Origin of the sequence: Synechococcus sp. PCC 7335 (genome assembly GCF_000155595.1) — a bacterium.
GTDB lineage: Bacteria > Cyanobacteriota > Cyanobacteriia > Phormidesmidales > Phormidesmidaceae > Phormidesmis.
On sequence record NZ_DS989904.1, the window covers coordinates 2,384,256 to 2,401,271 of the forward strand.

Genomic DNA, 17,016 nt, shown 5'->3' on the forward strand with positions numbered 1-17,016 from the left:
ACTAAGTATCATGTTGGCGAAAATGTCGGCATTGGCGGCGATGATACTTTGTTCGCGCTAATTGATGGTGTAGTGACATTTGAACGTAAAGGCAAGAACCGAAAAAAGATTAGTGTCTATCCTACTGCTGTGTAGGAAGTCCTAATAGGAGCAATAGCACGCTTAGTGCAAGCTAAGTTGAACCGCAGCAATTAGATGAGCCCACTGTTATCGAAAATAGTGGGCTTTCATAATGTTACGGGGTGTTCTAAAAAGTGTTTTGGTTTCAAACAGCTATGGCATTGGCTGGTATGGGAGGAACTTCGGGAGTAGATAGATTTTGCCTGATCGAAGTTTGATTGATGAACTTTGAACGCCAGCATGGTTACACTTCTATGTAGGACGATAATCAGCTATTGAATGGAAAGCTCGATTACCTTTGATAGCAGCGGTTGTAATTAGTCACTTACCTTACCCTCTGCTACTTCGACGGTGAGCATGTTGAGATACCTAAGAAATGGTGAATGTAGATTGTTGATAAAAAGAAAACCTAACTTAGAGAGCAATTGATAGTGTCGAAGCCTCGCTTATTTCTTGCTGAACTTGAGTAAAAAACTTTGTTTGAAGAGCTGCTAAGTGGCATATACCTTGACCTGCTCAAGCGATGATTGGAGCTTCAGAAGTAGGGGAATAGAGAACGGCGTAGTTTACAACATCATGCAATCCCGCCGCTCATACCATATCGGCTGGATTAGTCAAACCGACTTCGTAGCAGCTTTGAACAGAATTAGTAATATCGCCCTTCAACGACTCTAGGCAGAAGAAATAGTTGGAGAGACTCCTCTGAAGTGGTTCATTTTAGCGTTGAGATGTTCAAATCCCCGTTCTGACTCAGCGGTTGGAAAGACACTTAGCCAAGGTTGTAAGCGGTTCGCGCTAACCCACGGCAGCAGAATCAACCGCAGGTTGTTGAGCCAGTTCTTCCAGCCTTGTTCTATCTGCCACTCTCTCCATACTCGCTATCGGCCAGCACTAACTCAAACTCGAAACCAAAATCACACAGCCATTGAACCATTGCCGCTGCTATCTTTGGTTTGGTGACGTGGCACTTGTCTGCCTTCAGTCGTGCTTTGGGTTTGTAGACCTCGAACGTGAGTGAAAACGTTGTGTTGTCTATCACGCCGTAGGCATTGACTGAGACGATACCGTTTTCTACCTTGCCGAGGTTGCCAGTATAGGGGTAGGACCCCGAGTCGCTTTGCGGCACTAGGGAATGCCTACTAAGACAATTGACGCTCAACATAGTCAGTCGTACGCCCTTTCTTGCGGTCGCCAGTGCCGTCTATCACTAGCGTCAGCTTGCGACCTTTCAACACCTTCAGTATGAGTTCTAAACGCCACTCTCTCAGTTGTTTAGCCTGCCACGGCGAATGGACAAGAAACTGTTGTAGCGACTGAGCATTAGGTAGTCCGTTCACTTAGCGATCGCCAGTAGTGACTTGCGTGGCAGCTCAGCTATCGCGCCAACGTGCAGGTGCTTGAATTACGCCTAGTTAACGCTTGATCCGATCACGTAGATCCGCCAAGTCTGTATACGAGTCAGCTATGTCAATTAAGCTATCGCTTGTCATAGACTGTAGGCTAACGACCTCAATGAATGTACCGCGCTGACTTAACACCTGTAGAGCGTAGGCTAGGTTACCATCACCACCTAGCAATGTGATGTTTGAGCAATACTCTGAAATACGCATCATGTCGACAGCCATCTCTACATGCATATTTGCCTTACGAGAGCCGTCGGGTAGATTAGTGAGTTCTTTACTGACGACGCGATGACCATGGCGGTTTAGCCATAGCAAAAAACCACGCTGCTTTTCATTTTGAGGATCCACGCCTGTATAGAAATACGCTCTTAGCAGACGACGACCTCTGACCAAAGAGGTTAGGAGACGCCGGTAGTCTACTTCTATGTTTAGATGAGAAGCTGCATAGAAGAGGTTGGAGCCATCAATAAAGATGGTAATGAGATCGTTACTTTGGACCACAGCTTGAGAATTCTCTGACAGGTTAGGTTGAGACTTGCTGGTCTTTCTATCTAATTTAAGGGAGTTGGCGGTAGTATCACGAGCCCTTTTTCTACTTGATGTTTTGGGGGGCTCAGGCGAAGAAGCGCTATCGCTACTCCGCTTAGAAGAGAAATCAGACGATGGAGGTCGAGAGGGAGTACTCGGTTTACTAATAATCTTTCTTCTAGAGCGGGCCTTTCTGGCTACATCTGTGCTTGATGGCTTGTCAGAGGATTGAGCAGTGATTTCCTTTGAAGGAGCAGGGGCTAAAGAGGTAGAGGGCACTAAGGCGAATTCGTCAACACCGACCTCCAACTCAGTTTCGGCCCTTACCACAGAGCTGTCGATAGCATCAGCCTTGTGGTTGAACATCTCATTTTGGTTGGCATCACGACTGTTGCGCTCGTCAGCTTTTCTCATGTCAGACTGAGGCGTTACCTCTGTTTTGGCTGAGTTAGTATCAGATATCTTCAATGGGACTCTAGATATATCAAAATGTTGCGAACTTTAACATCGTAATGGGTGAGTACTTACCTTTCTAAAATGTCAGCAAATAATTTAATGAATGCCCAAGGATACGACTACTAGAAGAGCATGAGACGATTTACACAGCTGTTTTTAGATGTAGATGCCACCACGTCGACGAACGCAAAAGTGAACGCTATCCAGCAGTACTTTCATGACGAGAGTCCGAGAAATGCCATATGGGCGCTTTACCTGCTGATGAGCAAAACTCGCAAACGGCTGATCACCTCTCGGGTGCTGCGCGAGATATTTTTACAGATCTCAGAGATACCAGAATGGCTGTTTGAAGAGAGTGCGTCGCATGTAGGAGATACCGCAGAAACGATCGCGTTACTACTACGTGATACCCCGATCGAATCAACGGGAACTTCAACAGCCGGAGGCGAGACCCCTTTATACGAGTGGATGGAATCGGTAATTCCCCAGGTAAAGGAGATCAAGGACGAGCAAAGCGATCGCCTCAAGCATCTAGTCATTGACTGGTGGGCCAATTTACAAGATGACGAAATTTTTGTGCTGAACAAGGTACTCACCGGTGCTTTTCGAATGGGGGCAAGTGCAAAGCTAGTGATCAAAGCGCTAGCAGCGGAGTATGGATTGAGCGAGGCGGTATTAACTCACCGGCTGATGGGCAACATTGAGACGACTAGCGAGTTCTATCAAGCTTTGATCGATCCGGATGAAACAGATGCGAGTCCAAGCCGACCTTATCCCTTCTTTCTCGCAGCGCCCATTGATGTTGAGAAGTTTGCTACTGAGCCGATGGACCACTGGCAGGCAGAGTGGAAATGGGATGGTATTCGTGCGCAGCTTATCTACCGGCAAAATCAGCTATTTACCTGGTCGCGTGGAGAGGACTTGATTACCCATCAGTTTCCTGAATTTGAGGCGGCAATCGGTGTGATGCCTGAGGGAACCGTGTTAGACGGAGAGATTGTCTGTTGGGACGGTGAAAAACCGCTGGACTTTAACTTTTTGCAGAAGCGGCTTGGGCGAAAGCGGGTGACCAAAAAGCTAATGGCAGAAAACCCGGTACACTTCATTGCTTACGACTTACTAGAAAAGGCGGGTAAGGATATTCGAGAGATGCCTTTGCAAGCAAGACGAGCAGCAATGACAGACCTACTCGATCGGCATCCGACTGAGGTCATTAGCTATGCAAAGCCGCTGACGTTCAAAACGTTTGAGGCATTAGAAGATTGGCGATCGCAATCGAGAGATCAGGGCGCAGAAGGTCTAATGCTAAAAGCGCTAGACAGTCCTTACTTAGTTGGTAGGAAGCGCGGCTACTGGTGGAAGCACAAAGTGGATCCAATGACATTAGATGCCGTGATGATTTATGCCCAGGCAGGCACTGGTAAGCGCTCTAACCTTTTTACTGATTACACATTTGCGCTGTGGAAAGGCGATACGCTAGTGCCCTTTACCAAAGCCTATTCTGGTCTAGACAATGCTGAAATTGAAAAACTAGACCGATGGATTCGCCGACATACGACTGAAAAGTTTGGCCCTGTGCGTTCGGTCGAGCCGTTCCATGTCTTTGAGATTGGCTTTGAGGGTATTGCCGAATCGAAGCGGCATAAGTCGGGAATTGCCGTACGGTTTCCTAGAATTTTGCGCTGGCGTACAGATAAACCAATGGCAGAAGCGGATACGTTAGAGAGTGCGATCGCGTTGCTAGACAACCGGGTTTTGACTTCATCGAACGCTTCTACGAAATAACCGTAAGCTGAGATATAGCCATCCGGTATAAAAAGCGAAAAGCTGCACTAGCGGTCGAACTAACCCGAACAAGGAGAAATAGAATAGGGTTAGCAATGCTCTAATGCGTGGTTACAGCGATGGATAAGGCGTTTGTTCGAGAGACTGCGGCTGTTGATAAAGTTGAGCAGATAGCCGAGCTCAAAGCGTTCATCCGTAAGGAACGAGATGCGCGTCAGGTGAAGAAGGCGCTGGCGGTCAAACTGTTGTACGAAGGGCACGGCTATCAAGGCGTCGTCGATGTTCTGAATGTATCGCTCGGCGCTATCAGCGAATGGAAGCAGTTGTACGAAGCGTCCGGGCTAGCTGGGTTTGTTCCCCAGCACAAGGGCAAGAAGAGCTTTCTAAGTGGTGCTGAGAAAGCAGCGGTGCTGGCTTGGCTAGGTAGCAAACGTATCTGGACGCTCGGCGAGCTAGAGAGTCATCTGGCAGAAGACTACGATGTGGTCTATGCCTCGAAACAGAGCTACTACGACCTGTTCGAGTCAGCGGGTATCACCTGGAAGAAGACAAGCAAAGTCAACCCGAAGGGCGATGCTGAGGCGGTGGCGGCAAAAAAGCCGACATCGAGCGCTGCTTGGCGCACTACCGAGACGAGATAGGGCGTGGGCAGCTCAGAGTGCTGTTCATGGATGAATGTCACCTGATGAGTGCTGACCTGGAAGGCTACGTTTGGGGTACTAGAGGTCAGCGCGTCGAGGTGCCGATTGTGAACGAACGCGACCGGCAAACTTACTACGGTGCGCTCGACTTGCTGAGCAAGCGCGTGTTGTTTGGGGCTTACGGCGCTGGCAACACGGCTAACACCATCGCCTACTTGCGGTACTTACAAGTGCAGTTCCCACAGCAAAGACTACTGTTGCTATGGGATGGGGCGAGCTACCATAGAGCTCATGAGATTCGAGACTTCCTAGCACGGACCAACGACGGCCTACCAGCGTCGCAGTGGCCGATTCACTGCATTCAGTTTGCGCCCAACGACCCGACTCAGAATCCGATTGAAGATGTTTGGCTACAGGCAAAGAACAGTGTGCGACGATTGGCAGGACTGAAGCCATCATTCAAAGGCGTCAAGTTCTTGTTCGAGCAATTCTTGTCGCTGGAAGTCTTCGACTTTCCCAAGATGCACATGTACGGCTCGTTTTCACAAATCATCTAGGATGGCTATAGAGCTAACGTGAGCTAAAACCCTAGCGCATTCTAATTTCGCCGCGCTCTCTAATCTGCTTGGATTGGGTCGGAACGGTAAGCTGACAGATCCAGTCACCCGTTTTACCGGTTAAAAAAGGAACGATACTGCCGTCACTTGCCAAAATACGATTGCGATCACGACAGTTGTATAGCTCTAGTGGCTGCTTGACGCCATCTATACTAACGATAGTGCGATATTCCCAATAGCTTTTGGCGCTGCGGCGAATACTATTAACACAGACCCGATGACCATTGAAGAGTTGGCAGATATCTTGCTCGGCAGACGTATTAACCACGTTTAGTAACCACACGGCAAAGGGAAGCGCTAGCATCGCAATGACCACGGCCCACCAAACCGATAAAAACTTATCAACAAGCAGAGATTTCAAGGAGAGCATTAACGCAGTGCCAAGAGCTTTGAGCTTTTTTGGAGCTTTCCTAAGAGTCTACCGCTTTCTTTAGCTTGAATGTATAGCAGCCTGTTTGTATAGCAGCCATCATTTGCAGCTTCGGACAGTTGCTAAAATGACCGTTCTCAATTCTCTTCAGTCTACAGGCACTCGCTAGCTTTATACTTGCTAGCCCTGCACCCTAGCTCTACTCGCTCTGCTGAGTTTATCGCCCGCAGAGTTCTGTCTCTTCTCATGCATGGCAGCAACCTTTGCTCTGAACCTTTCTTCTATTACTACTTCTAAACCTATCATCTGACTCTAGTCATGACTGCTCAAACCATTCCCGTTTTAGACCTCAAGGATTTCAGTTCAGAAGATGGCAGCGGTAAGCGCGAGGCCTTTGTTTTAGCCTTGGGGGAGGCGCTCTGCGATCTAGGTTTCTTCATCCTAGTCAATCATGGTATAGAGCAGCGCTTGATCGATACAGCCTACGGTGCGGCGGAGGCTTTTTTCGCGCTGCCTGAATCAACAAAGGCACAATATGCGATCGCTCAGATGAAAGGTCAGCGCGGGTTCACTCAGTTTGGTAAAGAACATGCCAAAAACAGTACCGCTCCTGATCTTAAAGAGTTTTGGCACCTGGGCAGAGAGCGACCTACCGCTCACCCTGTTGGATATCCGAACAATCTATGGCCCAAAGAAGTCCCACAGTTTCGACCCACTATGACGGCTCTATTCGACCAGCTCGAAACCTGTGCCTGTCAGCTTATGCAGGCTTGCGCTCAATACCTACAGCAGCCTGAAAGTTTCTTTTCCAAGCAAGTAACCGAAGGCCAAACTATTCTGCGAATCATTCACTACCCCCCTATCCCAGCGGATGCTATTCCGGCTAGCCAGCGCGCTGCTCCTCACGAAGATATCAACTTAATCACCCTGCTGTGCGAAGCGACAACGCCTGGACTAGAGTTACTTCAATCGAACGGAGAATGGCTGCCCGTACATAGTGCGCCTGGAGAGATCATCGTTGATACGGGTGATATGCTGCAGTCACTGAGCAACGGTCTTCTCAAAAGCACCACTCATCGCGTGACTAATCCGACTAGCAGCCGCGATCGCCGCTTTTCGATGCCCTTTTTTGTTCACCCTCGCCCAGATTTTGATCTCACACCACTTTCTAGCTGTATCGAAAGAACTGGCGGCAACCAACTCTTTCCAGCTCAAACTGCCGAAGAATATTTGCAACAGAGATTGAAGGAGATTGGCCTAGCCTAATGTCTTAATTCTCTCAACCGGACGAATACAAGTCATAATCGATCATAGCCCGCTTAGCGACACGAACTGTTGTTATGGATTTCTCCTCAGCTATTCCTACCTTCGTAGTCACGCTTAGAGAAGGTGTAGAAGCAGCCCTAGTTGTCGGCATTGTCCTTGCTTGCCTGAACAAAGCAAACCGTACCGAACTGAACAGGTGGGTATACGCAGGCGTAGCCGCGGGTATTGCAGGTAGCGTATTGATCGGTATTTTCCTAGGCCTTACCCTGGTGCAGGTACAATACACTGCCCCTGCCCTTCAAGGATTGCTTAAGCCATTACTAGGCGTTCTTTTTGGTAGCGTAGCTATTGTCATGCTGAGCTGGATGCTGATCTGGATGACGCAGCAAGCTAGGAATATGAAAGGAGAAGTAGAAGGATCTTTGAAAAATGCTTTAGCTGACTCAGAAGGGGCAAATATTAGCGTCTTTAGCCTGGTATGTATTGCGGTATTGCGCGAAGGCTTCGAGACTGTTCTTTTTCTATTTAGTAACTTAGAGCAAAGCCTAGCTGGCATCAGCGGCGCTATAGCTGGCCTTAGTGGCGCGTTCTTGATCGGCATTGCCCTCTTTAAATTTGGCGTGCGGATTAACCTCAAACTATTCTTTCAAACAATGGGTGTTTTTCTGTTGTTGATCGTGGCCGGACTAGTCGTCTCCGTCTTCAAGAACCTAGACGCTGCCTTCACGGCCATTAGCATGCTCAAGCCCGAACTAGATTTGTGTATCAGCAATCAATCGTGCATCCTAGGTCCGCAGTTATGGGATGCCAGTGGATTCTTACCTGACAAACGCTTTCCTGGTATCTTGCTCAAAACGCTATTGGGCTATCGCGATCACATCTATTTACTACAGGCGATCGCCTACGCCAGCTTCTTAATAGGTGTAGGCAGTCGCTACTTCCGTAGCCTTGGCATCCTCGACCAATCTCGTCAGATTGAGCGAGCAACTAATCAGTGACAAGTCCACAAAAAAATATAGCGTTTCTCAGGTTCATTCGAGAAACGCTACAGCCTTTCATGAGGTGCTCGGTGAGCATAAAGAAAGGATTAGCTTCAGGCTATGCAGCTATAGGGGCTTAGACATGGGCTTAGTTCAAAAGAACGTTGAAGCAGAACCAGCCTAAACCTTTTTTAGCCAGCTAAACATTGCTCGCAAGTCCTTGCCGACTTCCTCGATTGGATGCTCAGCTTCGATCCGCCGGGTGGCATTAAATCCAGCATTACCAGATTGAGCCTCCAGTACAAACTCGCGCGCAAACTGTCCAGTCTGAATCTCCTTCAAGATCTGTTTCATAGTTGCTTTAGTATCTGCGGTGATTACCCGAGGCCCCCGCGTATAGTCGCCGTATTCAGCGGTATTAGAGATGCTATCGCGCATCTTGGCTAGACCCCCTTCAACGATCAAATCTACAATTAGCTTGACCTCGTGTAAGCATTCGAAGTAAGCAAGTTCGGGCTGATATCCGGCTTCAGTCAAGGTCTCAAACCCTGCCTTGATGAGTTCACTGAGGCCGCCACAGAGTACTGCCTGCTCACCAAAAAGATCTGTTTCGGTTTCTTCGCGAAATGTAGTTTCTAAGATACCAGCGCGGGTGCCGCCGATTCCTTTGGCATAGGCCATCGCCAAATCGCGAGCTTGACCAGACGCATCCTGATACACCGCAAATAGTGCTGGAACACCTTGGCCTTGTTCATAAGTGCGGCGAACCAAATGGCCAGGGCCTTTAGGCGCAGCCATTACTACGTCTACATCTTCAGGAGGAACAATTTGGGCAAAGTTGATATTAAAACCATGCGCAAACGCCAACACGTTTCCAGCTTCTAGGCCAGGCTCGATGCTTTCCTTGTAGACGCTGCGCTGCACTTCGTCCGGCAGCAGAATCATTATCAAGTCGGCGACTTTTGCCGCATCAGCAACTGATTTGACCGCAAGCCCTTCAGCCTCAGCTTTAGCCTTCGAGCGACTGCCCTCATAGAGACCAACCACCACATTCACACCGCTGTCTTTGAGGTTGAGGGCGTGGGCATGGCCTTGCGAGCCATAGCCGATAATGGCCACCGTCTTGCCATTGAGCAAATCGAGGTTGGCATCGCTGTCGTAATACATTTTGGCCATGAGGAACAGTCTCCTTAACTGCGAGGTCTTCAGCTTTTTGCCTGAAGAGAGATGAATGAGGGTCAGCGTTTGATCTTATCAAACGGAGGGGTTGCGGGGTAGGGGCAGTAATATATACCTTTAGTCCTTGAATGGTGAGTCCTTAAATTAGATGGAATGATCAAGCGATCGCTCGTTATTGAGCTTCGGGCCCCGGTTGTTTCTCCAGCGATATTGATGTTGATATTCCCGGCGCTGCTTTGTGATCTCGTACAAAACTATTCCGGATGTGGTGCCTAAGTTAAGGCTCTCTATCATGCCAAACATAGGAATGCTTACACACAGGTCACTGTGCTCTACAGCTAGATCGCTAATCCCCATAGACTCATTCCCAAACCACACAGCTAGCTTGGTATATATCGTATAGTCAGCCTCATCTAGGACAGCGTTTTTTCTGCCCTTCAGATGTGGAGAGGTAACGATAGAGACAAAACGATTTTGTTCTAGGTGATCAATACAGGCTGCGGTACTGTCAAAGCGCTTAACGAAGCTCCACTTGATTGCAGAGACAGATGTTTTAGAAAGCGCCCTCTTCTCCCGCATTTCTTGCCAATCATCAGGCAACGCTTTCTTTGGGTCCACGATATAAGCCTTCTCTACACCAAGCGCGTTCACGTTCCTGATAATAGTACCGATGTTTTTGATATCGTTCGGGTTTTCAATCACCGCGATCAAATTCTTACATCTGTACTCTTTGATCTGGTCCGCACGCTGTCGGACAGAACGCTTCTGCTTGCCTGGTTCATTCATAAGCTTTTGATTCTTAGTGGCTCAACACATAACGATCTATAGCTTCGGCATGTGCTTGTGCCAATCAGTCGCCTGCTCATAGGCATGGCCGACTTCAAATAGCAAATCTTCACGCAACACATTACTCACGAGCTGTAGGCCAATTGGCATTCCGGCTTTGTCGAAACCGCAGGGTACACTCATGCCAGGTAGTCCGGCCATATTGACCGGAATCGTCATCAGATCGAGTAGATACATACTGAGCGGATCGTCTTTTTCTTCAATTTTGAAGGCGGTAGTTGGAACAGTTGGACTCACGAGAACATCCACATCTTCAAAGGCTTTCTCGAAGTCCTGTTTCATCAAAGTGCGGACTTTCTGAGCCTTGAGGTAGAAGGCATCGTAGTACCCAGCTGAGAGCGCGTAGGTACCGATCATGATACGGCGTTTAACTTCGTCGCCAAAGCCTTCAGAACGGGTCTTGTTATACATCGATAGCAAGTTAGGCTCTGCTGATCGCAGACCATAGCGCACACCGTCGTACCGAGCTAGATTGGCCGAGGCTTCGCAAGGGGCAATGATGTAATAGGCCGACACACCATAGTTGAACCGCGGGCAAGAAATGGTTTTGATCTTTGCACCTAGTGCCTTGAGCTGATCGATGGCGACTTCTACAGCTGCGCCAACTTCACTATCTAGACCTTCTCCAAAGGTTTCTTTGATAACACCGACTGTGCGCCCTTTGAGGTCTGAGGCTAGAAACTTCGTATAGTCGGGGATATCGACTTTGAGGCTAGTGGCATCTTTAGGGTCGTGGCCAGCGATCGCACCCAACAAAATGGCCGCATCTTCCACTGTTTGGCCAAACGGACCAATCTGGTCAAGCGATGAAGCAAATGCCACTAGCCCAAAGCGGGAAACCAATCCGTAAGTAGGCTTCATCCCGACGATGCCACAGAAAGAAGCTGGCTGACGAATCGATCCGCCGGTATCAGATCCCAAAGAAATAGGCGCTTGTCCACCAGCGACTGCCGCTGCTGAGCCGCCTGAAGACCCGCCTGGAACCCGCGCTGTATCCCATGGATTCTTCGACGGTCCAAATGCAGAGTTTTTGGTCGAGCCACCCATGGCAAACTCGTCTAGGTTGGTCTTGCCAACAAAGACAGCGCCCGCTGCATCCAAACGCTCGGTCACTGTCGACTCATAGGGAGGCACGAAGTTCTCAAGTATCCGAGAACTGCAGGTTGTACGAATCCCTTTCGTGCAGAGATTGTCTTTAAGCGCGATCGGAATTCCCCCTAGCAACTCAATATCTTCACCAGCAGAAATCTTGTCATCCACAGCTTGAGCTTGAGCCAACGCTTTTTCAGCCGTCAAAGAAACGAAGCTATTGAGTTGAGGCTCTACAGCTTGGGCATACTCCAGCTGAGCCTGGGCAATCTCAACGGCGCTGCGCTCTCTAGTCGTGAGCTGTTTGTGCAACTCGCGGATGGCTGACATAGGGATTCCTCTCGATTTGGAAATGGATATAGGGCAATGTGTACCAAGCACTATAGAAGGGTAGCAGGGTAGCAGGCCATAGAACCGTCTAGATAGTATTCTCTGTAGCAATGCGATTTACATAGTTTTGTTAAGCTCTCGTATTCACTCTCTATGGGCTCGTCCCTGTGACTAGATGTCCGGCTTTTGGTACACCGCTGCAATCGCAACCACTGTTAGCGCCGTGGTCATACTGGCAAAAGATCTAGCGATCCCCTCACGATATGCGCCTGCTAGTCCGTTCTCTGTAGGGCAAGTTGAGAGACAGCAAGTTAAGAGACAGCAAGTTGGGAGACGGCAAGTTGAGAGACAACCAAAGAACCGGACAATAGCCCAAGACGGCGCATTGCCAGACACTCTAATCGAGCAGAACGCTAGTAGAACCAACTTTGAGCAGGCTATGGCGATCGCCCGTCAAGCGGTTGACGCCTATCAATCTGCAAGAGCGGCCGATACGCCAGAAGCAAGCCTTGCTTTCACTCGAAAAGAGAAGCGCTTATGGCAAAGCTCACTGCAAAAGCTATCAAACATTCCCAAAGATGCCTCTATCTATCAACAGGCTAACCATAAAAAAGCTCATTACAAGACGCTTTTGGCCACTGCTGCGAAGAAAGTACTCGCTGCCGAGAGCGCTTTTCTAACGGATATTATTGAGTCCGCCCAGATATCTCCAACCAATGTGCATATCAGTCTCTGTCAGATCGATCTACCTAGGTCTGCTCCATCTGAAGCGGTTGGCGCCAGTACTTATGAAACTGCTTATAAAACTGCTGATGAAACTGAGAGCGGCTACAGCTCGAACGGGTGTCGACACCACAAAGGGGAACAGCTATTAGCTAGTCCCGCTAGCTTGATCAAACTGCCAATTGCGATCGCAGTATTAGATAAAATCCATACCGAAAAGCTCGATCTAAACAGCAAGCTCTACATCGATCCTCAGAACTTCACTGAAAACGCCATCGGAGCCACCATCGAGGTAGACAAAGAGTATCCGCTTGTCCAAGTGATAGACCGGATGATTAGTGAAAGTAACAATATTGCCACGAACCAGCTCATCGACTACGTGGGCCGAGAAGGCATAAACAAGACCTTAACCGCTAGAGGCTATCAAGATACTTTCGTTGACTATAAGCTAGCCGGAAATCGGATCTTGCCACCAAACCCTGGTACGCAAAGCAACCGTATCACCACCAATGACGTCACTAGGATGATGGTAGACACCTACCGCCTTTCTCATCCTGACGATGGAGAACTTTTACAGGCGCTGACAGTTCAAAAGGATCAAGAGCTGGGCTATCAGGCCTTGCGAGAAGTGGGATCTGCTGTTGAGTGGTTAGGTGAAAAAACTGGTCAGAATGGTCGGATGCTAGGTACAACGCTAGCGATGAAAATAGACGCTAAGCGCTATGCCCTGACCGTTGCGATCAACTACAGTGCCGATGCGATCGCGCTTCGAAAGCTAATTAAAGGCATAGCACACCATCTAATAGAAAATGGCCCAATTGCTCAGGAGTTTGAGCATGCGAAGCTTGAACCGCTACCGGCCAGCCCGCTTGCTAAATCCATCACTAAACCTAGAACGGCTAGACCTAGAACCCGATCTGGGGCAAATCACCTAGCGAACCAGTCAAAATCGAGTGCTAGCTTTTGATTAACCCTTTGCAAAAGATATTTTCTGCCCTTGTAAATCCAGATTTCTATAATTAGAGATAGAGATATGTATCGATCCCCTCTTGCCAACTGGCAGATACCCGCTCACACTTGTTGTGATGTGAGAACGGCCTATATCTTGAGCCAGGATTGACGTTGTGAAAAGAGTACTTTCAATAATTTTGGGCGGTGGTGCTGGCACCCGCCTCTATCCGCTGACAAAAGTTCGTGCAAAACCTGCGGTTTCTCTAGCAGGTATGTATCGCCTAATCGATATCCCAGTCAGCAACTGTTTAAACTCTGATATTTTTAAGATCTATGTATTAACTCAGTTCAACTCGGCTTCGCTAAATCGGCATATCTCAAAGGCGTACAACTTTTCTACCTTTAGTGATGGCTTTGTTGAAGTATTAGCTGCCCAGCAAACTCCTGATAGCCCTAGCTGGTTTGAGGGCACTGCCGACGCGGTACGTAAATACCTATGGATGTTTGAAGAAGCTGATGTAGACGAGTTCATTATCCTTTCCGGCGATCATCTCTATCGCATGGACTACAGGGACTATGTAATGAAGCACCGTGAAAGCGGCGCAGACGTTACACTTTCTGTTGTCCCGATTGGCTATAAAACGGCTTCTAGCTTCGGCCTGATGAAAGTAGACGAAAATAACCGTATCGTTGACTTCTCTGAAAAGCCAAAGGGCGAGGCGCTCGAAGCAATGAAGGTTGATACAACCGCTATGGGGCTTTCTCCTGAAGAGGCTAAAGACAAGCCCTTTATTGCCTCTATGGGCATCTATGTATTCAAAAAGCAGGTGCTAATAGATTTGCTTAAGAACAACCCGGAGCAAACAGATTTTGGTAAAGAGATTATTCCTGCCTCTTCTCGCGACTACAATGTTCAAGCCTATCTGTTCAAAGGCTATTGGGAAGACATCGGAACGATTGAAGCATTCTACAATGCCAACATTGCCCTAACTAAACAGCCAGATCCCGCCTTTAGTTTCTACAGCGAAGATGCTCCGATTTACACGCGATCACGCTATCTTCCCCCGAGCAAAATTAAAGACAGTCAGATCACAGAATCAATTATTAGTGAAGGCTGCATCCTCAAGAAGTGCCGCATTCATAATTCAGTCGTCGGTTTGCGTCAGCGCATTCACGCTGGCTGTGAAATTGATAGCGCCCTACTGATTGGCGCTGACTATTACGAGGAAATGCACGAAAATGGTGAGTTTCCTCTAGCTGCTAATCAGCCCGGTAAGATTCCCATTGGTATTGGTTCAGGCTCAGTCATTCGTAAAGCCATCATCGATAAGAACGCCCGTATTGGCAAGAACGTTCAGATCATTAACAAAGATGGCGTAGAGGAGGCAGAGCGAGAAGACGAAGGCTATTACATCCGTAGCGGCATCGTTGTAGTACTGAAAAATGCCACTATTCCTGATGGCACCATCATTTAATCAAGCCTGGCATCGCAGCAGCTGTATGAACGTGATGCCATCGAAGAGCTGAAAGCACGTTCGTTCTAGCTATCCTATTGTAGGAGTTCAATTAATTGAACTCCTTCTTCCCTTGTACTAGAGCGTTGGACTCTTTCTCATCCTGAGCTTACTTAGCAAAGTAAAGCAGGCTAGCAAAGTGAGGGCGTTAACAGAACCACCGTAGATACTGAGCCCATCTGTTTGTAACAGAACTACTGAGCGTACCAGAACTGAAAGGACGGAGAGAGAGGGATTCGAACCCTCGAACAAGTTGCCCCGTTACAGCATTTCCAGTGCTGCGCCTTCAACCACTCGGCCATCTCTCCCTATTAAGCTAGTAAGCGCTTTCTTGAAAGCCAGCTTAGGTCTTTTAGAACAACGACTTACAGCTTTGACATCGTAGCAGAAAGCGGTGTGAGTACGACACTAATTTCCTAGTCGTCAAATGTACATATAATCATGGGTAATCACGGGTGCGATCAATCCGTGTAATGATATGTACACTGCTCTTTGCCCAACTCCTTGTCCAAGTAACTCTTGTCATGGTTGAAACCTATAGCGTTCGCATTCATCACCGACAGAAAAACACGGTGTATACAGTGCGAGTCCCAAGCGATCGCTATATTCTACAAACCGCAGAGAATCAAGCAGCTGACCTTCCCTATGCTTGTCGGAACGGGGCCTGTACCTCCTGCGCCGTTCGCGTTCTATCCGGTGAACTTCATCAGCCCGAAGCGATGGGCCTATCACCGGATTTGCGTGAACAAGGCTATGCACTGCTGTGCGTTAGCTACCCTCGTAGTGATCTAGAAGTAGAGACCCAAGACGAAGATGAAGTTTACGAACTCCAGTTCGGTCGCTATTTTGGCAAAGGGCCAACCCGCTCAGGGATCTTGATTGATGACGATTGATAGAGAAACTGGCTCACTAACACTGTAGGCAAATATGAGCAGCAGAATGAAAAGCCAGGCTATCGGTCTAGCATTAGCTGTGGTTATCGCTGACTGTTTATATTGACTTTCTAGAGTTCACTCCTTGTACGGATAGAGTACTTTCTTCTGCCAATCTAGAAGACCTGCTGGCGATTACACTTACTGTCAAAACCAGTTAGGGCAAGTAGAAGATGAACTTAGCTGCGCTGTATCTTTAGATGAGCTAATTTCCAGATGATTTTATTCCAGGAATACCTAACCTCAGATGACCTATTCTGCCACAGATCTCCAGCGCTTTCTTGATATCGCTACCGAAGCTGCTTCCGCCGGCGGCGCAGTCCTGCAGTACTACTGGGGCAATCTCTCTAACATTCAACAAAAAGGTCGACCTGGAGATCTTGTGACCGAAGCTGACAAAGCCGCTGAGAAGGAAGTGCTTGCTGTCCTACGTCGGCATGTGCCAGATCATGCCATTCTTGCTGAAGAGTCTGGCAGTATGGGTGAACAAACTGATGAATTACTTTGGGCCGTCGACCCATTAGATGGAACGACAAACTACACACATCAATATCCCTTTTGTGGTTGCTCGGTAGGTCTGCTGATTAATGGCCAGCCTGCGGTTGGTGCTATCCTCAATCCGGTAGATAATCAGCTTTTTCGAGCGGCAAAGGGACTAGGTGCAACCTGCAACCGGGAGCCAATTCGCGTTTCGAAGACTGAGACTCTAGCTGAAAGTCTACTTGTCACTGGCTTTGCCTACGATCGCCGCGAGACTATTGATAACAACTACGCGGAGTTTTGTCACCTAACCCATCTCACCCAGGGTGTCCGCAGAGGCGGTTCGGCTTCAATTGATTTAGCCTATGTCGCCTGTGGCCGGTTGGATGGCTACTGGGAGCGCGGGCTATCGCCGTGGGATGTCGCAGCCGGTGTCATCCTGGTTGAGGAAGCAGGTGGGACGGTGACTGCCTACGATAAGAGCCCATTTGACATTAAAAGCGGTCGAATTCTGGCGACGAATAGTCAAATTCACACCGCCCTTAGCGATACGCTTACTAACATAGAACCATTCGCTATATTTGCGCCCTGAATGATGTTTGCGGCGCATATATAGCCATATATAGCAAAGTGCGAATGCATCTTGAAAAGAAGGTGAGGGTCGTTCAGGTGCTACACACCAGCTAGACTAGCCCTGTTGAAAGTGAGGTACTCCATTTCACTGGATATCACTTCGGGTTAATATCGCTTCGGCCAAAATCATGAGCTAAAGCTTGCCCTGCCTGTTTGACGCTACTGGTATACCT

General features: G+C 48.4%; 16 protein-coding genes and 1 tRNA gene. 9 read left to right on the forward strand and 8 right to left on the reverse strand.

Features of this window, described 5'->3' with window-relative positions:
* The coding region (locus S7335_RS10205) for a 50S ribosomal protein L27 (RefSeq protein ID WP_038016044.1) at positions 1-135 on the forward strand (135 nt) is incomplete at its 5' end.
* Positions 136-973: 838 nt separating this feature from the next.
* Here S7335_RS10205 and S7335_RS25880 read toward each other — a convergent pair.
* From S7335_RS25880 to S7335_RS27280, 3 genes are all read right to left on the reverse strand, one after another.
* Positions 974-1,282, reverse strand: a complete 309-nt coding sequence (locus S7335_RS25880; protein ID WP_157620171.1) for a transposase — start codon at positions 1,280-1,282, stop codon at positions 974-976.
* Complete coding sequence (locus S7335_RS25885; RefSeq protein WP_006457616.1) at positions 1,260-1,457, reverse strand: transposase; 198 nt, start codon at positions 1,455-1,457, stop codon at positions 1,260-1,262. Before S7335_RS25885 ends, S7335_RS25880 begins: the two co-directional genes overlap by 23 nt.
* Before the next feature lie 75 nt (positions 1,458-1,532).
* Entirely contained in the window at positions 1,533-2,519 is a 987-nt protein-coding gene (locus S7335_RS27280) for an NYN domain-containing protein (RefSeq protein ID WP_006453503.1), read from the reverse strand.
* A gap of 120 nt (positions 2,520-2,639) precedes the next feature.
* Here S7335_RS27280 and S7335_RS10220 point away from each other — a divergent pair, with 120 nt between their 5' ends.
* Positions 2,640-4,292, forward strand: a complete 1,653-nt coding sequence (locus S7335_RS10220) for an ATP-dependent DNA ligase (RefSeq protein WP_038016047.1) — start codon at positions 2,640-2,642, stop codon at positions 4,290-4,292.
* Between the two features lie 119 nt (positions 4,293-4,411).
* Positions 4,412-5,490 (forward strand): IS630 family transposase gene (locus S7335_RS29465; RefSeq protein ID WP_369791677.1). Its coding sequence is split into 2 segments (ribosomal slippage): positions 4,412-4,883 and positions 4,883-5,490, totalling 1,080 coding nucleotides; the frame shifts between segments, so codons are not numbered across the junction.
* Positions 5,491-5,521: 31 nt separating this feature from the next.
* On the opposite strand, the gene S7335_RS28405 is transcribed toward S7335_RS29465, so the two are convergent.
* Positions 5,522-5,920 carry a hypothetical protein gene (locus tag S7335_RS28405; RefSeq protein WP_006454062.1) on the reverse strand — a complete coding sequence of 133 codons (399 nt, stop codon included), beginning with the start codon at positions 5,918-5,920 and terminating at the stop codon, positions 5,522-5,524.
* A gap of 318 nt (positions 5,921-6,238) precedes the next feature.
* Here S7335_RS28405 and S7335_RS10240 point away from each other — a divergent pair, with 318 nt between their 5' ends.
* Positions 6,239-7,186 (forward strand): isopenicillin N synthase family oxygenase, encoded by a 948-nt coding sequence (locus S7335_RS10240; RefSeq protein ID WP_006454854.1) that lies wholly within the window; start codon positions 6,239-6,241, stop codon positions 7,184-7,186.
* A gap of 74 nt (positions 7,187-7,260) precedes the next feature.
* Positions 7,261-8,184 (forward strand): FTR1 family protein, encoded by a 924-nt coding sequence (locus S7335_RS10245; protein WP_006456880.1) that lies wholly within the window; start codon positions 7,261-7,263, stop codon positions 8,182-8,184.
* A gap of 162 nt (positions 8,185-8,346) precedes the next feature.
* Here the strand turns inward: S7335_RS10245 and ilvC are convergent, their stop codons facing one another.
* The 3 genes from ilvC to gatA form a co-directional block, all read right to left on the reverse strand.
* On the reverse strand, positions 8,347-9,342 hold the full coding sequence (gene ilvC / locus S7335_RS10250; RefSeq protein ID WP_006455036.1) for a ketol-acid reductoisomerase: 996 nt from the start codon (positions 9,340-9,342) through the stop codon (positions 8,347-8,349).
* Positions 9,343-9,489: 147 nt separating this feature from the next.
* Positions 9,490-10,131 (reverse strand): RNA methyltransferase, encoded by a 642-nt coding sequence (locus tag S7335_RS10255; RefSeq protein ID WP_006455812.1) that lies wholly within the window; start codon positions 10,129-10,131, stop codon positions 9,490-9,492.
* A 36-nt stretch (positions 10,132-10,167) separates the two neighbouring features.
* A complete protein-coding gene (gatA, locus tag S7335_RS10260) occupies positions 10,168-11,610 on the reverse strand; it encodes an Asp-tRNA(Asn)/Glu-tRNA(Gln) amidotransferase subunit GatA (protein WP_006455577.1) in 1,443 nt (480 codons plus the stop codon).
* Between the two features lie 175 nt (positions 11,611-11,785).
* Between gatA and S7335_RS25895 the strand changes: the two genes are divergently transcribed.
* Entirely contained in the window at positions 11,786-13,300 is a 1,515-nt protein-coding gene (locus tag S7335_RS25895; protein WP_006456848.1) for a serine hydrolase, read from the forward strand.
* Between the two features lie 157 nt (positions 13,301-13,457).
* Entirely contained in the window at positions 13,458-14,759 is a 1,302-nt protein-coding gene (locus S7335_RS10270) for a glucose-1-phosphate adenylyltransferase (protein ID WP_038016050.1), read from the forward strand.
* Between the two features lie 260 nt (positions 14,760-15,019).
* Here the strand turns inward: S7335_RS10270 and S7335_RS10275 are convergent.
* A tRNA-Ser gene (locus S7335_RS10275) sits at positions 15,020-15,106 on the reverse strand.
* A 216-nt stretch (positions 15,107-15,322) separates the two neighbouring features.
* On the opposite strand from S7335_RS10275, the gene S7335_RS10280 reads away from it, so the two are divergent.
* Both S7335_RS10280 and S7335_RS10285 read left to right on the forward strand, forming a co-directional pair.
* Positions 15,323-15,691, forward strand: coding sequence for a 2Fe-2S iron-sulfur cluster-binding protein (locus S7335_RS10280; protein WP_006453542.1), 369 nt, complete (start codon positions 15,323-15,325; stop codon positions 15,689-15,691).
* A 286-nt stretch (positions 15,692-15,977) separates the two neighbouring features.
* A complete protein-coding gene (locus S7335_RS10285) occupies positions 15,978-16,802 on the forward strand; it encodes an inositol monophosphatase family protein (RefSeq protein ID WP_006454598.1) in 825 nt (274 codons plus the stop codon).
* Positions 16,803-17,016: the final 214 nt, after the last annotated feature.

What these genes read in the sequence shown, in the direction of transcription:
- S7335_RS10255 (WP_006455812.1), bottom strand. Translation starts at nt 10,131, where the DNA reads ATGAATGAACCAGGCAAGCAGAAGCGTTCTGTCCGACAGCGTGCGGAC.
- S7335_RS25895 (WP_006456848.1), top strand. Translation starts at nt 11,786, where the DNA reads ATGTCCGGCTTTTGGTACACCGCTGCAATCGCAACCACTGTTAGCGCC.
- S7335_RS10240 (WP_006454854.1), top strand. Translation starts at nt 6,239, where the DNA reads ATGACTGCTCAAACCATTCCCGTTTTAGACCTCAAGGATTTCAGTTCA.
- S7335_RS28405 (WP_006454062.1), bottom strand. Translation starts at nt 5,920, where the DNA reads ATGCTCTCCTTGAAATCTCTGCTTGTTGATAAGTTTTTATCGGTTTGG.
- S7335_RS25880 (WP_157620171.1), bottom strand. Translation starts at nt 1,282, where the DNA reads ATGTTGAGCGTCAATTGTCTTAGTAGGCATTCCCTAGTGCCGCAAAGC.
- S7335_RS10285 (WP_006454598.1), top strand. Translation starts at nt 15,978, where the DNA reads ATGACCTATTCTGCCACAGATCTCCAGCGCTTTCTTGATATCGCTACC.
- S7335_RS10245 (WP_006456880.1), top strand. Translation starts at nt 7,261, where the DNA reads ATGGATTTCTCCTCAGCTATTCCTACCTTCGTAGTCACGCTTAGAGAA.
- S7335_RS10220 (WP_038016047.1), top strand. Translation starts at nt 2,640, where the DNA reads ATGAGACGATTTACACAGCTGTTTTTAGATGTAGATGCCACCACGTCG.
- S7335_RS10280 (WP_006453542.1), top strand. Translation starts at nt 15,323, where the DNA reads ATGGTTGAAACCTATAGCGTTCGCATTCATCACCGACAGAAAAACACG.
- ilvC (WP_006455036.1), bottom strand. Translation starts at nt 9,342, where the DNA reads ATGGCCAAAATGTATTACGACAGCGATGCCAACCTCGATTTGCTCAAT.
- gatA (WP_006455577.1), bottom strand. Translation starts at nt 11,610, where the DNA reads ATGTCAGCCATCCGCGAGTTGCACAAACAGCTCACGACTAGAGAGCGC.